Source organism: Leptospira venezuelensis, from assembly GCF_002150035.1.
Taxonomy (GTDB): Bacteria; Spirochaetota; Leptospiria; order Leptospirales; family Leptospiraceae; genus Leptospira_B; species Leptospira_B venezuelensis.
The window spans coordinates 224,783-238,602 of the sequence record NZ_NETS01000008.1 but is presented as its reverse complement, the minus strand read 5'-3'; the positions used below and the strand labels follow the sequence as shown (position 1 = coordinate 238,602).

The 13,820-nt window shown below is 42.2% G+C and carries 15 protein-coding genes; 10 read left to right on the top strand and 5 right to left on the bottom strand.

Annotated features, from left to right (window positions below):
• Positions 1-207: 207 nt before the first annotated feature.
• The 5 genes from B1C82_RS05205 to B1C82_RS05185 all read right to left on the bottom strand — a co-directional run bounded on the left by B1C82_RS05205 (position 208) and on the right by B1C82_RS05185 (position 3,559).
• Positions 208-426 (bottom strand): hypothetical protein, encoded by a 219-nt coding sequence (locus B1C82_RS05205; protein ID WP_086446549.1) that lies wholly within the window; start codon positions 424-426, stop codon positions 208-210.
• Between the two features lie 128 nt (positions 427-554).
• Positions 555-1,025, bottom strand: a complete 471-nt coding sequence (locus tag B1C82_RS05200; protein WP_086446548.1) for an SRPBCC family protein — start codon at positions 1,023-1,025, stop codon at positions 555-557.
• Positions 1,026-1,092: 67 nt separating this feature from the next.
• Positions 1,093-1,548 (bottom strand): SRPBCC family protein, encoded by a 456-nt coding sequence (locus B1C82_RS05195; RefSeq protein WP_086446547.1) that lies wholly within the window; start codon positions 1,546-1,548, stop codon positions 1,093-1,095.
• A 21-nt stretch (positions 1,549-1,569) separates the two neighbouring features.
• Positions 1,570-3,138: an MFS transporter gene (locus B1C82_RS05190; protein WP_086446546.1), complete on the bottom strand. Its 1,569-nt coding sequence runs from the start codon at positions 3,136-3,138 to the stop codon at positions 1,570-1,572.
• A gap of 61 nt (positions 3,139-3,199) precedes the next feature.
• Positions 3,200-3,559: an ArsR/SmtB family transcription factor gene (locus B1C82_RS05185; protein ID WP_086446545.1), complete on the bottom strand. Its 360-nt coding sequence runs from the start codon at positions 3,557-3,559 to the stop codon at positions 3,200-3,202.
• 326 nt (positions 3,560-3,885) lie between these two features.
• Here B1C82_RS05185 and fliN point away from each other — a divergent pair, with 326 nt between their 5' ends.
• The 10 genes from fliN to B1C82_RS05135 are packed head-to-tail and all read left to right on the top strand — an operon-like array spanning position 3,886 to position 13,761.
• On the top strand, positions 3,886-4,959 hold the full coding sequence (fliN, locus tag B1C82_RS05180) for a flagellar motor switch protein FliN (protein ID WP_086446544.1): 1,074 nt from the start codon (positions 3,886-3,888) through the stop codon (positions 4,957-4,959).
• The gene (fliO, locus tag B1C82_RS05175; RefSeq protein ID WP_086446543.1) at positions 4,956-5,744 is read left to right on the top strand and encodes a flagellar biosynthetic protein FliO; all 789 of its coding nucleotides are present in this window, start codon (positions 4,956-4,958) and stop codon (positions 5,742-5,744) included. The genes fliN and fliO overlap by 4 nt, the downstream gene beginning before the upstream one ends.
• A gap of 56 nt (positions 5,745-5,800) precedes the next feature.
• The gene (gene fliP / locus B1C82_RS05170; RefSeq protein WP_199775817.1) at positions 5,801-6,595 is read left to right on the top strand and encodes a flagellar type III secretion system pore protein FliP; all 795 of its coding nucleotides are present in this window, start codon (positions 5,801-5,803) and stop codon (positions 6,593-6,595) included.
• Complete coding sequence (gene fliQ / locus B1C82_RS05165; RefSeq protein WP_086446542.1) at positions 6,592-6,855, top strand: flagellar biosynthesis protein FliQ; 264 nt, start codon at positions 6,592-6,594, stop codon at positions 6,853-6,855. The genes fliP and fliQ overlap by 4 nt, the downstream gene beginning before the upstream one ends.
• Positions 6,856-6,864: 9 nt before the next feature.
• The gene (gene fliR / locus B1C82_RS05160) at positions 6,865-7,644 is read left to right on the top strand and encodes a flagellar biosynthetic protein FliR (protein WP_086446541.1); all 780 of its coding nucleotides are present in this window, start codon (positions 6,865-6,867) and stop codon (positions 7,642-7,644) included.
• A gap of 53 nt (positions 7,645-7,697) precedes the next feature.
• Complete coding sequence (locus B1C82_RS05155) at positions 7,698-8,885, top strand: EscU/YscU/HrcU family type III secretion system export apparatus switch protein (protein WP_411550344.1); 1,188 nt, start codon at positions 7,698-7,700, stop codon at positions 8,883-8,885.
• Between the two features lie 15 nt (positions 8,886-8,900).
• The gene (locus tag B1C82_RS05150) at positions 8,901-11,018 is read left to right on the top strand and encodes a flagellar biosynthesis protein FlhA (protein ID WP_086446539.1); all 2,118 of its coding nucleotides are present in this window, start codon (positions 8,901-8,903) and stop codon (positions 11,016-11,018) included.
• A 39-nt stretch (positions 11,019-11,057) separates the two neighbouring features.
• Complete coding sequence (gene flhF / locus B1C82_RS05145; RefSeq protein WP_086446538.1) at positions 11,058-12,335, top strand: flagellar biosynthesis GTPase FlhF; 1,278 nt, start codon at positions 11,058-11,060, stop codon at positions 12,333-12,335.
• A 38-nt stretch (positions 12,336-12,373) separates the two neighbouring features.
• Complete coding sequence (locus tag B1C82_RS05140; RefSeq protein WP_086446537.1) at positions 12,374-13,279, top strand: MinD/ParA family protein; 906 nt, start codon at positions 12,374-12,376, stop codon at positions 13,277-13,279.
• The gene (locus tag B1C82_RS05135) at positions 13,276-13,761 is read left to right on the top strand and encodes a hypothetical protein (protein ID WP_086446536.1); all 486 of its coding nucleotides are present in this window, start codon (positions 13,276-13,278) and stop codon (positions 13,759-13,761) included. The genes B1C82_RS05140 and B1C82_RS05135 overlap by 4 nt, the downstream gene beginning before the upstream one ends.
• The last annotated feature ends 59 nt before the right edge of the window (positions 13,762-13,820 follow it).

Genomic DNA, 13,820 nt, shown 5'->3' with positions numbered 1-13,820 from the left:
AAAGAATTCCCTAAGAGTAAAAACAGCTCTTAGGGATAGAATTTAATCTACTCGGATTTACTTCCAAAGATTTTTTGATCAAATGAGAATCTTCCGGCACCTACTTTCAAAAATATCAGAGAGATCGTAAAAAACTCCTACCGTCCTATGATCTCCCTCCGGTCAGATTACTGAAAAAATCTCCCAAATTTTAATAATGCACAGTCATCAAGATCCTTGTATCCTACGGAGAAGTTCCGCTAATCTTTCCAAGGCTTCTTCCCAAAATCCGCTTATCTCTTGTTTTTTTTCCGGAACGGAAAATAGAGCTGTGAAAAAGATTTTTTTCTTACGAAAAACATCACTCTCTATTATTTTGCTGCGGATTTCTTTGTTCTCAGAAGGTTTATGAAAATAGTGGGAGTAGCCTCCCACTTTTGAGTCCATATTAAGCTCCGGCTCTTTTCCTTTTTTGGAAAGGAAAAATGATGATCCAAAAACTTAGTATCTGCAACGGATTTACTTTCATATTCTGTTTCCTTAATATTTATTTTGTTTTTTCCCATCCAGGGTAATTAAGCGAAAATTGCTGTGAGTTTATCGAGGGTTTGGTTCCAACCTTCTTCCATTCCTTCCACTGCAGGATAGAGTTCTGGATCCACCTTGATAGGAAGTGCACGAACTTGGAGTTCGGTTTGAGAACCTTTGTCTGCAAAAAGAATAGTGATCTGGATTTCAGCTGCTGGCTTTTTCCCATCCATCTCGAATGCGATATAAGAGGAGAATACAATCTTTTCTAGAGTAATGATCTCCTTATACGTACCATTCATCGGATTGATCCCACCTTCCGGATCTTTCATATGGATGAGTATCTCACCACCAGGACGAAGATCTAATTGGCAGAGAGGAGCAGTAAATCCATGAGGGCCCCACCATTGAGATACCATATTAGGGTCTGTCCAAGCCTTCCAAACCCGATCTCTTGGCGCATTGAGAGTCCTAGTTAATACCATCTCTTTAAATTCAGGTTGTTTGATTTCGTTCACAAACTTCTTCTCCGCTTTTTAAAAAATTATTATATTTGATAATACTTTGGAATCGTTCCGAATTATTTTAATTCTTTCCCAAGAAATTTTCTAGGCGGCCTAGAGTTTGTCTAAGTCCTTCCAACGCGTAATCTGCGACTTTTTTGATATTTTCTTCGCTCGCGAATCTGGATCTCATGGTAAGTTTGGTTTTGGAACCTTCTTCTTCGAAAAATACAGTCACATGGAATTGTTTTGGATTTGAATCATCCCCATGATCGTAGACTAGTTTTTCAGGTTGGACTACTTCTATGAATTCGACACGGTTCGGGTAGTCAATTCCATCTGGACCGTGCATTGTGAATCTCCAGACTCCTCCTGGCTTCACGCTCATTTCATGAATGGTATTCGTAAAACCGTTTGGTCCCCACCAGATCGCTACTTGTTTTGGGTCTGTCCAAGCACTCCAAACTAATTCTCTTGGGGCATCAAAAGTTTTAACCCCTATGATTTCTTTTCCAACGACTGAAACTTCTGCCTTCATTCTATTTTCCTTATATAAATATTATCTTGCTGCTTTTTCTAATTCTGCTGTTTCTACAGTCGTTTCCCGCGCTTTTCTATCCTTTAAGATGAAGAAGATCGCAAATGCCAATGCAACCGAGATCCCTACATTCAAAAAAGAAATAAAATGTAATGAGTCGGTGAATGCTCCTTGGGCGGTGCTGAGGAGTATTTGTCTACTTGGTTCCGGGAGTTCTTTTGCTAACGCTACTGCAGAAGCTAAAGTATTATGAGAACTTTCCAATTGTTCAGGAGTAAGCCCAGGAAGATTAATTGAATTGATCCTGGATTTGAAGATCGCTACACCTATACTTCCGAGTACAGCAATTCCTAAAACTCCACCGAACTCAGCTGCCGTCTCAGAAATAGAAGCTGCGGCTCCAGCTCTTTCCGGCGGCGCAGAACCTACAATGATATCTGTTCCTAAGATCACAACTGTGCAAATCCCGAAGGACATGATTATAGATCCTGATATTATCATCCATATTCCGTTCTCAGTATTGATCAGAGCATAAAGGAGCATGCCGATTGCAAGTAAGATCAAACCGCCTAACATCGCGTATAATGGTCGCATGCTACGAGCTATAATAGGAATTGTAAGAGAACCGATCACATTACCCGCTGCTCCAGGCAAAGTCCAAAGCCCTGCCTCCAGAGGAGAAAGACCTAAAACCAATTGTAAATATTGAGAAATAAATAGAAAGGCCCCTAATCCTACAAAGATGGTCATTGTATTCCCAATAACTGCCGCACTGAAAGCAGGAAGTTTGAATAACTGAAGATCTATCATTGGATCAGCCAGAGTGGTTTGCCTTTTGATAAAGATGGCTCCGACGAAAAGTCCAGCAAGTATCGTGAGAATAGAAACGAGTCCCCAGCCGTTCTCCGCTATCTGTTTCAATCCATAGATGATGGAAAGAACAGATACTAAGGATAGAACTGCACTAGGCAGGTCCATCTTGCCAGCATTAGGGTCTTTGAATTCAGGAAGAAGTTTAGGTCCGACAATTAGGAGAACGATCATAATTGGAACGCTCATCAAAAAAACAGAACCCCACCAGAAATATTCCAATAAGACACCGCCCACGAGAGGACCGATTGCTCCTCCTAAAGAAAAGCTCATCCCCCAGATGCCTATCGCAAAAGTCCGTTCTTCCGGATCCAAAAACATATTACGAATTAATGATAAGGTAGAAGGAGCCAAGGTTGCTGCTGTGATCCCTAAGATCGCGCGAGTTAAGATCAAAATTTCTGAACTAGGAGAGAATGCAGCAAGAACGGATGCCACTCCGAACGCTGCCGCTCCATAGAGAAGAAGTTTACGGCGCCCAATCCTATCTCCCAGATTTCCCATGATCACAAGAAATCCAGCGACTAAGAATCCATAGATATCCATGATCCATAATTGTTGAGAAGGGGTAGGGTTTAGATCCGCAGTCAATTGAGGAGCCGCAAGATAAAGAACCGTTAAATCCATCGCATATAGCAGGCAGGGTAGTGCGATTACCGCTAAGCCTATCCACTCTTTTTTCGTGGCTTTTGGAGTGATTTCAGTTTTAATTTCAGACATTCTGAATGTACCTTTTTATATAATTCTAATATAGCACCGGGACAAATTCCCGAAAGATCGTCTATTTTTCCGACTCTTTTTCTTTAGCTTGGAGTTGTTGTAAATACGCATCGAGACGATCCAAACTTTCTTCCCAGAAATGGCGGTAATGATCTAACCAACCGGAAGCTTCTTTTAATCCATCCGGCCGAATCTTACAGGGTCTCCATTGGGCCTCTCTTCCCCTTTCAATCAGCCCAGCCTTTTCTAAAACCTTGAGGTGTTTAGAAATCCCAGGCAGGCTCATATTAAAAGGCTCTGCCAGTTCCTTTACTGTCGCCTCTCCTGAGACCAAATACAGAAGGATCTCTCTCCTTGTTGGGTCCGCCAAGGCAGCGAAAGTATTGCTTAATCGGTCAGATTGTGTCTCGTATTTAACCATCTAGTTAATTTACCAATTGGTAAAATACGAGACTTCCAATCGCTCGTCAAGCCCAATTTACGTAAAAATTAGGCCTCGGGGGTCGCTCTAGGTAGGTTTACTAAAAGGAAATTCGAACAAGGCGCAGGAAGATTACAGGGTTAATGAGGAATATAGAGACCTGATTTCTTTTTTAGGAAAATATACTTGTTTTTAGTCCTGAATGGGGGTTTTATCTAGTAGTTCCCCGGCCTTTTCCCACCGATTTTCTGAGCAAGAAAAAAAAGGGTCGACAAATTTCTTTTTATTATGTCTCCTAATCCAAAACTAAGAGAGAGTGCCTTATAATGGGTGAAGGATCCCTTTCCCAGGAAGAAATAGACGCCTTATTAGCGGGCGCAAACGATTCATTTGATCCAGGCAGCAGCATGGCTGCCGGAGGCGGGTCCAAAGAAGCTGCCGGTCTTTCTCCGGTAGATAGGGACCTTCTGTCCGATTTTCTTTCTCATTGTTTTATGACTGCTGGAAATACCTTAGCAGCTATTCTTTCCAAAACTTCTAACTTTATGAACCCAACTTCCGAAGCAAAGTCTCGGAAGGATGTAGAAGCAGAACTTAAATCTAACACGTTTTTATTATATTCTACCTATTCAGGAAATCTGAATGGAAGAGTCGTGCTTGCTATGGGAGCTGATAATGCTGCTCGTATTGCAAACATGATGATGGGTGGTTTCGATTCGGGTGGTCTTGACGAAGGCCAACTCCAAACTCTAAGAGATAGTTTAACTCCTATTATGGGGGCACTTCAATCTCAGATCGCTGCTAAGACTGGTGGTGGAGTAAATGGTTCTCCTGCGGAAACTAGACATGTAACTTCCCCTGCAGCATTAGTGCTTCCGGAGGGTGACCCGCTTGTGCGGACCTTCTTCAATTTAGCGATCGAAGGCCTTCCTTCATTTAGAATTCAGTTCCTTCTTTCTTTATCTATGGCGAATGATATTCTCTCTCTTTCCAAAAGGTCCGGAGGAGGAGGGGGAGGCGATTATGGTGGCGGTGGCTACCAAGGCGGAATGGGCGGTGGTGGAATTTCCCAAGTAGGAATGAAGGGAGTTTCTTTCCCGAATCTTGCTACTGCAAGCGGAGCCCAAGGTACTCCGAATTTAAATCTTCTCATGGACGTTCAGATGTCCGTGACTGTGGAGCTCGGAAGAACCAAGATGTATATTAAAGATATCTTAGGTTTGGGAGAAGGTTCAATCATTGAGTTGGACAAGCTTGCTGGTGAGCCAGTGGACCTTTTGGTAAACGGTAAGTTGATTGCGAAGGGAGAGGTCGTGGTCATCGACGAAAACTTCGGTGTGCGTGTAACGGATATCGTAAGTCCGGCCGATAGGATCAAGCCGGAGTCGGGAGGCGGATGAGCCGAATTTTTCAAACGATCCATTCGTTTTTTTTAGGATTCGGCTCCCTCGCTTTGGCGTTCGGAGTCTTTTGTATTTTATCGGGTATTGCCGGAGGATTATATTCTCAAGGTTCCGAAAGAGAACAAATGGACGAAGTTCTCAAAAAAGAGTTAGGCACCGCTGATAAAAAAGCGCCTGAGTCTTCGGCACCATCTACTCCTAAGCAAGAGGAGAAAAAGGAAGCCCCAACTGAGTCAGCACCGAATCCTGTGGAAGAAAGATATAAGCCTGTTTCAGATGGGCCAAGTCTTGCCGGGATATTATTTAGGATTGTTTCTGTATTAGGAATTCTTTGTGGAGCCGCATATTGGGTTTTAAGAACTCTCGCTAAATCCAGAGAAGGTTCTCTTCCTGTTCGAGGAGAAATGAATCTTCTCGGAAGTTTGAACCTGGGCACGAATAAACAGTTACAGATTGTAGAAGTAACAGGGCAAATTTTTGTGTTAGGTGTGGCGGATAACGGTATTAATTTAATTTCCGAAATTACGGATACGGAGACTAAGGCAAAGCTCCGGAGAATGAGAGACGAATTTAAACCTCCGGAAGGTGGTTTTTTGGTCACCGCTTTGGAGCAATTAAAGGATTTGAATATTCGTCTGACCGGGAAATCGGAAGATGAAGAACAAACTCTCAGACAAACTCCTGGCGAGAGAAAAGAAAAACAGAGAAAACTCAAAGAGAAGTTAGACGAAATTAAGAAGGAAAGGAATAATCTGGAGAACGGATTATTCGATTTGAACTAGGGGGAAAAGTGGGAGAGGGGTTCGCTACAAAGGCTGGGAAAAAGTTTTCTGAAGGTATGAGACATAAATCGATTATGTGGAAGATACTTTCGGGAGTTCTTCTATTTGCCGTTTTGATGATTGCGATCCCTGAAGATACTTTTGCACAAGCAAATGCCCCTCGGATCCCAATTCCAAATCTGAATATTAATGTAAACGAAGCAAAAGGTCCGAGAGAGACAAGTCTTTCTTTGATGATCTTGTTCTTGGTCACGATCCTTTCTTTGGCTCCTGCCATCGTGATGTCCCTGACTTCTTTTACTAAGATAGTGATTGTTCTGGATTTTGTAAGAAGAGCGCTTTCTATCCAAAACCTTCCACCTAACCAGGTAATGGTGGGGCTTGCTCTATTTATGACATTCTTCATTATGGCACCTACCTTGAATATTGTGTACGAGAAGGGTTTAAATCCGTACATGGAAGGTAAAATAGATACCAACGAATTTTTTGATAAATCCATGGTCCCACTCAGAGAATTTATGATGAGACAGATAGGGACAAGTGGTGCCAAGGATGTGGCTCTATTTTTAAAGATTGGAAAAGTAGAGAATGTAGAATCCTTCGACGATGTTCCGAATTACGTTCTTATTCCTGCGTTTATGCTTTCGGAGATAAAGAAGGCATTCTGGATCGGTATAATTATATTTATTCCTTTTATCGTTGTGGATCTTGTGGTTGCGTCCGCGCTTCTTTCCATGGGTTTAAATATGCTTCCTCCTGTGATGGTGAGCTTACCGTTTAAATTGATCTTATTCGTTCTTGTGGATGGTTGGAATTTAATCGTCTACGAGCTCGTAAGGAGTTATAAATGACGGAAGTAGACGCAATTACTTTGATCAGAGATGCACTATTTGTGACTCTTAAACTTTCTGCCCCCATTCTGCTGACTGCAATGGTGGTAGGATTGATTATTGGTATTTTACAAACCACAACTTCTATCCAAGAGCCTACGATCGCTTTTGTTCCTAAGTTATTATCTATTTTTGCAGTGATCGTGATCTTTGCTGGGTGGATGCTCCAAACGATGACGGATTATACCAGGGATCTTTTCCTGATGATAGAGAAGTTTTAGATTAAAAAAATGGAATACTTTATAGGAAATTTCCAAGTGTTTCTTTTGATCCTGGCAAGGATCGTGGGGCTTCTGTCTGTGGCTCCTGTGTTTTCTTTTGCCTCTATCACTTTTGCTCAAAGAATGACTCTTGGTTTTCTAATCGCTGTAATTTTATTTCCTGTAAGTGCATCCTTCGTTCCTCCAATCCCGGGCAATATGGCTGACTACGGTTTAGTTGTGATGGCCGAGGTGCTTATCGGGATTCTCATGGGATTTTTGGTAAGTTTGGTTTTCTCCTCTTTCCAAATGGCCGGAGAATTTTTTAACGTTCAACTTGGTTTCGGTTATGCCGAGATCTTGGATCCGATTTCTCAAACCAGTCTTCCAGTAATCAGTACTCTTAAGAATATGTTGGGTATGCTTCTGTTTCTCTCACTGGGAGCTTATCGTTTTTTATTCGAAAGTTTGGTATATTCATTCGAGAAGGTGCAAGTTTTGAAACTTGTTCCTGAGATCCAAGACGGTCTTTATAAGGCTATGGAAGAAGCAGTTGGTGCGATGTTCCTAGTCGCATTCAAAATTTCTCTTCCGATACTTGGGGTTTTATTCTTAGTTACTGTTTCAGAAGCTTTGATGGGAAAAGCTGCTCCTCAGTTGAATATTCTTCAGCTTAGCTTTCCGATCAAGATTGCGATTGGCCTTGTAGTTATGATTCTGATTGTTCCTTTTTTGATCACTCAGATGGACAATGCATTCCAACTTTCCTTCGAGAAGATGAACTTAATGCTGAAAGGATGGCCAAACTAATGGGATTCCTTTCTAAAAAAATGTGGGAGTTCCTGCACGATGGGAATCTGCGCATGTTGGAGATTCTAGATAGGATGAAGACCGCCTTGTTGGAATTCCAACAAGGGACTCAACAGACGCAGCCAATTCCAGCTACTGTTCCTTTTCGCATCGATCTTCAATTATTCGCAGCGGAAGACGAGGGACGTACACAACCTGCCAGCGAAAGAAGAAGAAGGGAAGAAAGAGAAAAAGGAAATGTCCCTAAAAGTCCTGAAGTCGCATCGGCGATTGTTCTATTAGCGGGTATTGTTCTAATGTATCTCATGGGAGAATATTTTTTCATGAGATCCTATTATCTTTTGAGAAAATATTTCTTCGGAATACGCTCTGCGAATGTGATTAGCTCCGAAGCAATGAGTGAACTTTTGAATAATGCTCTTGTGGATATTACGCAACTTCTTCTTCCTTTGATGGGAATTACAGTGGTTGCTGCGATTGTGGGGAACGTAGTCCAAACAGGCTTTTTATTCGCGCCTAGAGCTCTAGCATTCAATTTCGGAAGGATACGCCCTAATTTCAAAAAGGTACTTCCGAATCGTCAGACGTTATTCGGTTTAGCAAAATCATTAGTTAAAGTGGCTGTAATCGCTTGGGTTTCCTATTTTGTAATAGAGAAGGACTTCTTCAAGATCCTAATGCTTGGAAACATGGGCCTTGAAGAATCGGTAGCTTTAATTACTTTCACTGCATTCAAAATTTTCATAGTAGTGGGGATACTATTACTCGCGATCAGCGTCGGAGATTATTTCTTCCAAAAATATGAATACGAAGAAGCACTTAAAATGACTCCTTCCGAATCTAAAAGAGAAATGAAGGAACAAGACGGGGACCCTTCTTTACAAGCAAGAAGAAGACAAATGGCCAGAGATCAGATCAAAAAGAGTAAGATGCTGGCAGAAGTTCCTAAAGCAGATGTTGTAATTACAAACCCGACCCACTTTGCAGTGGCATTAGAATATAAACCGAGCAAACACAGGGCACCTGTTGTGATCGCTAAGGGTGTGGACGATTTCGCATTACGTATTATCCGGGTGGCAAAAGCGAACGATATCGCAACAGTCGAAGACCGCCCAATGGCAAGAACACTTTACGATGAGGTGGAAATTGGTCAGGAAGTTCCTGCCAAATTCTATACAGCTCTCAGTGTGATCTTTACGAAACTCGAATCTTTCCGGAAAGCGTTCCGAAACGCTTCTTAAACCTAGGAGAATATTATGGATAAGAAATGGTATACACAATCCGACTTCATCCTGGGTGCGGGAGCAGTTGCTATCGTTGGAATGTTAGTCGTTCCACTTCCGGGCTTTATTTTAGATATTCTGATTTTATTCAGTTTGGCATTAAGTTTGCTCATTGTTATGACTTCTTTATCAATTAAAGAACCATCTGAGTTTTCTATTTTTCCAAGCCTATTATTGATTACTACGATCTATCGATTGGCACTGAACGTTTCTACGACCAGGCAAATTTTGTCGAAAGGTCCTGCGGTAAATAGCGCAATCATTGATGCATTTGGATCCTTTATAGTAGGAAGTGAGTCCGGTTTAAGTAAGTATGTAGTTGGATTTATTATCTTCTTAATCTTAGTGATTGTTCAGGTGCTTGTGATCACTAAAGGTGCGACTCGTATCTCGGAAGTGGCAGCAAGGTTCACGTTAGATGCATTGCCTGGTAAACAGATGGCAATCGATATGGAACTTTCCACGGGAAATATAAATGAAGCGGAAGCTCGTAAAAGAAGGAAGAAGATAGAAGCAGAAGTGGACTTTTACGGTTCCATGGATGGAGCGAGTAAATTCGTACAAGGGGACGTGAGAGCAGGATTGATTATCACTGCAATCAATCTGATTGGTGGAGTGATAATCGGTGCAAGTATCCGTGGAGAATCATTTATTTCCGCGGTCGAAACTTATGGAAAATTCACTATTGGTGATGGACTTGTTTCCCAGATCCCGGCACTTCTCACAACTGTTGCTACAGGTATTATTGTTACTCGTTCCGGCTCTGAATCGGATCTTGCAAAACAATTTAAAACTCAGCTATTTGCAAACTCAAAGGTTTTATATGTAGTCGCGGCTTCTATGGGACTCGGTGCATTTATCCCAGGCCTGCCTTTTATTCCAATGGTACTTCTTTCAGGTGGACTTGCATATCTTGCTTACTCACTTGAGAGAACTGTTCAAGAGCAACTTGAGGTTTTGGAGAAAAAGGAAAAAGAAGCGGTTGGAGATCGCAAACCTCGAGACTATTACGACGAACTTAGGATTGAACCTATCGAGATCGAATTTGGATATCATTTGGTGCCATTGGTGGACGCTACTCAAGGCGGAACATTGATGGACCAAATTTCCAATTTAAGAGGGAAGTTTGCACGTGAAAGTGGGATCGTTATTCCTCCAATCCGTATATTAGATAATTTGGAAATACCTCCTGATCAATTCACGATCAAGATTAACGGAGTAGAAGTCGGCTCCAGCACAATTCGCCCTGAAAAACTAATGGCAATGCCTTCTGCAGAAAGCCAGGATCTTTCTTCTATCGAAGGAGAATCTTTCATGGAACCTGCCTATGGAAGAACTGCAAAATGGATCTCTGCGGATTCGAAAGGAGATGCTGAGTCTAAAGGTTTTATCGTGGTAGATTCTTCTACAGTTATCATTACATATTTGAGAGAATTGCTTGCAACTCATGCCTCCAGTTTGCTTGGAAGAGAAGAAGTCAAAAAACTTCTGGATCATTACAGATCTCAGTATCCAACACTTATCCAGGAATTGGAAGCCGACAAGCCTGGAAATTTGGGAATGCTCCAACAAGTCCTTCAAAATCTTCTCCGGGAAGGTTTGGGAATTCGCAATCTTGTTCCAATTCTGGAAACAGTTGTAAACAAGATGAGCAAGTATCCGAATCCGTACGTTCTTACAGAATTCGTAAGACAATCTATCTCCAACACGATCGTAAAAGATTATATGGTGGATGGAAAACTACAAGTCATAGTGGTAGAAGGTCGGGTGCTCGACAGATTGAACAAATCTCTCGCGCAAGATCGTTTGGAAGGAAGAGATATTTTGGTCCTTCCTCCGGATTTCCAAAGAAGACTTTTGGAATCTGTGGCTGATATGAATCGTAGGGTACAGGAAGGAAGAGGATTCCCGATCTACGTGGTGAATAGAGAAGTGAGAATGCCTTTTGCTTATTTTTTAGCGAAAGAATTCCCGCCTAGGAACTTTGCGGTTCTCGCATTAGAAGAAGTACATTCTTCTGTTCCGACAGTAATCGCAGGTGAGCTAAGGATTGCTCAAGCCCAGGCAGCAGAACCAGCAGAAGTGGTTTAAGAAAACGTAATATTTTAATCGAAAAAACAGGAGGATAACATGGATTTCGCAAAGATAAGGGGCAAGGATCTACAGGACTGCCTAATGCAGATGAAGATGAAATACGGCCCAGAAGCCCATGTCATCGAACATAGAATTCTTACCGAAGGTGGGGTTTTTGGAACGGGACTTATGGCTCGCAAAGTCGTGGAGATCCAAGTTGGCATTCCGGAAAAGGCAAGTTCGAGAGAGAAGGTAGAGAAAAAACTCCAAGATCTAAAAGAACTTCTAAAACAAAAGTCCACTCTTGGTTCTGAAAAAAGAAGAAGTCTGGAAGAATTGCCTAGCTGGGAAGAAAGAACTTCTCGCCCGAGCAGAGCTTCTTCTTTGCCAAAAGAATTGATAGAAGTTACTTCGGAGGCAATAGAATCCGAAGAAAATCTTGGACTTTCTTTTTCCAAAGAATTCGAGCCTAAAATTTCCAGATCTGTTCGTAAGGAGCAAGACTCCAATATCCTTAAAATGAGGGATAAGCTCGTTAAAGAAGGAATGAGCGAGGCATACGCGGAAGAAATTATTTCCCAAGCGGAGCAAAGACTATCTCCTTTGGATCGATCTCGTACAGTTGCAGTTCAGGAAAAGATTGTAGAAGTTCTTTCCGAACGAGTGCAGGTGGAGCCTGATATTTTTAAGGGTACAAGAAGAGGACAAAGGAAAGTAGTCTTCTTTGTAGGACCTACAGGCAGCGGAAAAACTACTAGCATCGCAAAACTAGCCGCTAAGTATCATCTTCATATGGGGAAATCAGTATCTCTTTACACGACTGACAACTACAGGATTGCGGCAATCGAGCAGTTAAAACGCTACGCTGATACCATGGAAATGCCTTTTTATGCGGTAAAAGATCTGAAACGTTTTCAGGAGACCCTGGCAAGAGACGGGTCGGAACTTATCCTGATAGATACTGCGGGTTATAGCCATCGCAATGTGGACCAGCTTAGCAAAATGTACGGATACCTTTCCGCTTTCGGAGAAAGAGACAACGTTGAAAATATCCTTGTATTATCCGCCACATCTTCGTATCATCACACCCACTCCGTAATGAAAGCCTACGAGCCCCTTGGGTTCCGTAGAATTTTATTAACTAAACTGGACGAAGCGGAATTTTTGGGTGGATTTCTGGAACTAGCCGATACACTTAATAAGGGTTTTACCCATTTAAGTGTTGGCCAAGAAGTTCCCTTCGATATGATCCCAGCGGAAAAACACCAACTCGCTGAATGCGCAGTAAATCCGGAAAAACTCATCGAAATCCGTGGAGAAGTATTCTCCGCTTAAGGTTTCGATAAACCTAAGTCCCAGAGAAAGAGGTTAGGATGGACCAAGCGACTCAGTTGCGGAAACTTACCGAGGGTAATACGAGTTTAAAACTCGTGTCTTCAACCAAACCTATGACTAAGATTATAGCGATCGCTTCCGGAAAGGGTGGGGTCGGTAAAAGTACTATTTCCGTAAACCTTGCTATCTCTATGGCTAAGGCAGGACAGAAAGTCCTCGTATTTGACGGAGACCTAGGACTTGCTAACGTGAATGTGATCTTAGGGATCATCCCTAAATACAATTTGTATCACGTAGTCAAGGGACATAAAAGTTTAAAGGATATCATCATCCAAGCTCCCGAGGGAGTGGACATTATTGCGGGCGCAAGTGGTTATTCTCAGCTTGCAAACCTGAACGATACCCAAAGAAATAATTTGATCAAAGGATTTGCTGATCTGGATTCCTATGATTATATGATCATAGATACTGGAGCAGGGATCAGTTCTAATGTGATTGGACTCACTCTTCCTGCGGATGATGTGATCGTAGTTACTACGCCTGAACCTACTGCAATTACTGATTCTTATGGACTCATCAAAGCGATTGTTTCCCAAAGCAGAGACAAAAATCTTAAGATGGTCGTGAACCGTGTACGTTCTGCGATCGAAGGTAAAAAGGTTGCTGATCGTGTAATTGATATTTCCGGTCAGTTCTTAGAAGTCAGAGTAGAAAATTTAGGATTTATCTTCCAAGATGACGAGGTAGAAAAAAGTATCCGGGAACAAAAACCGTATATCATCCATTCACCTAAGAGTAAAGCAGCAGCTTGCTTGAATCGGATTACATATTCTCTACTGAACCAAGAGATGGATAGCTCTGACGATTCCGGCATCACAGGATTTTTCAAAAAATTCTTCAATTTCGTGGATGTTAGAGAAAAACAACAGAGCGAGGAAGAGTGAACCTCCAAATTGGTTTCCTCGCTTTTTTCTCCTTTTTAGGACTCATCATAAGTCTGGTCTGTGGCATCATGGTCGGAAATTACTTTGGCCATATCGCATTCATCACCTTTTTATCCACGGTCGGTATGGCTGTTTTCGGATTCGGGGTTTATTCCGTTTTAGCTTCCAAAGTCCCAGAGTTTTTAGAACTTTTGAGTAATTTCACCGGTGCCCATTCCGGTGGAGACGAGGATGGGCTCGACGGAGAGGGACGCCATTCTCATTCAGGGCATGGAGATCTAGATACTTCCACCCCTCATTTTGATTCTCCAGGTAGCGCCGACGAAATGAGAGCAGCTGCGAGCGGGATTCCACGCAAAAAAGCGGATAAATTTGGAGATCATATAATCGTAGAAAATATCGCGATTAAAAATGAGCCTAAATTGATGGCGGAAGCAATCCGCACAATGTTAGCCAAAGACGACGGAAGCCAGGACAAATAGTAAAAATCTTTCCGACCGAATTCTTGGTTCGTCGGAACTCCAACACCGAGATTTCCATC

Coding starts and splice junctions, on each gene's coding strand:
- B1C82_RS05205 (WP_086446549.1), bottom strand. CDS start 426: ATGGACTCAAAAGTGGGAGGCTACTCCCACTATTTTCATAAACCTTCT.
- B1C82_RS05195 (WP_086446547.1), bottom strand. CDS start 1,548: ATGAAGGCAGAAGTTTCAGTCGTTGGAAAAGAAATCATAGGGGTTAAA.
- B1C82_RS05190 (WP_086446546.1), bottom strand. CDS start 3,138: ATGTCTGAAATTAAAACTGAAATCACTCCAAAAGCCACGAAAAAAGAG.
- B1C82_RS05185 (WP_086446545.1), bottom strand. CDS start 3,559: ATGGTTAAATACGAGACACAATCTGACCGATTAAGCAATACTTTCGCT.
- fliN (WP_086446544.1), top strand. CDS start 3,886: ATGGGTGAAGGATCCCTTTCCCAGGAAGAAATAGACGCCTTATTAGCG.
- fliO (WP_086446543.1), top strand. CDS start 4,956: ATGAGCCGAATTTTTCAAACGATCCATTCGTTTTTTTTAGGATTCGGC.
- fliP (WP_199775817.1), top strand. CDS start 5,801: ATGAGACATAAATCGATTATGTGGAAGATACTTTCGGGAGTTCTTCTA.
- fliQ (WP_086446542.1), top strand. CDS start 6,592: ATGACGGAAGTAGACGCAATTACTTTGATCAGAGATGCACTATTTGTG.
- fliR (WP_086446541.1), top strand. CDS start 6,865: ATGGAATACTTTATAGGAAATTTCCAAGTGTTTCTTTTGATCCTGGCA.
- B1C82_RS05155 (WP_411550344.1), top strand. CDS start 7,698: ATGTTGGAGATTCTAGATAGGATGAAGACCGCCTTGTTGGAATTCCAA.
- B1C82_RS05150 (WP_086446539.1), top strand. CDS start 8,901: ATGGATAAGAAATGGTATACACAATCCGACTTCATCCTGGGTGCGGGA.
- flhF (WP_086446538.1), top strand. CDS start 11,058: ATGGATTTCGCAAAGATAAGGGGCAAGGATCTACAGGACTGCCTAATG.
- B1C82_RS05140 (WP_086446537.1), top strand. CDS start 12,374: ATGGACCAAGCGACTCAGTTGCGGAAACTTACCGAGGGTAATACGAGT.